The sequence below is a fragment of the Bacillus cereus group sp. BfR-BA-01356 genome, from assembly GCF_022663635.1.
Classification (GTDB): domain Bacteria; phylum Bacillota; class Bacilli; order Bacillales; family Bacillaceae_G; genus Bacillus_A; species Bacillus_A cereus.
In genome coordinates this window covers 1-767 of sequence record NZ_JAKUFX010000286.1, presented here as the reverse complement: position 1 = coordinate 767, position 767 = coordinate 1, and the positions used below count along the sequence as shown (strand labels likewise).

Genomic DNA, 767 nt, shown 5'->3' with positions numbered 1-767 from the left:
AGGGGCGTATTTTAAATGCTACAGTTAGACGTAACCCTTCTGGCAAATACTTTGTGTCATTGTTAGTTGAAACAGAAGTGCAAGAACTTCCGAAAACACAATCTTACATTGGAATGGATGTGGGACTAAAAGATTTCGCCATTTTGTCAGATGGAACCATCTATAAAAATCCGAAGTTTTTTCGATCATTAGAAGAGAAGTTGGCGAAAGCACAGTGTGTTCTTTCTAGAAGAATAAAAGGATCTTCTCCCTGGAATAAACAACGAGTAAAGGTAGCTAGAATCCATGAATACATGGCAAATGCTAGAAAAGATTACCTGGACAAAATCTCAACCGAAATCATCAAAAACCACGATGTTATCGGTATAGAGGATTTGCAGGTATCGAATATGTTAAAACATCATAAGTTAGCAAAAGCCATTAGCGAGGTATCTTGGTCACAGTTTCGGACCATGTTGGAATATAAAGCAAAATGGTACGGCAAACAAGTTATTGTCGTATCGAAAACCTTTGCTTCTAGTCAATTATGTTCTTGTTGTGGATACCAAAACAAAGACGTTAAAAATCTAAACCTACGTAAATGGGACTGCCCTTCTTGCCGTACACATCATGATAGGGATATTAACGCAAGTATCAATTTAAAGAATGAAGCGATAAGGCTTCTAACCGCAAGGACTGCGGGGATAGCCTAATCAATTAGAGTTCGATAGAACTCTTTACTTAGGAATCCCTCACTTCTAAACGAAGTGAAAGTGGGGGTAGTTCAA

The 767-nt window shown here is 38.1% G+C and carries 1 protein-coding gene; it reads left to right on the top strand.

The genetic code is table 11. From position 1 onward, the window contains the following. Window positions 1-692: transposase (locus MR168_RS33035; protein WP_242291769.1), on the top strand; the 692-nt coding region annotated here is incomplete at its 5' end. Window positions 693-767: the final 75 nt, after the last annotated feature.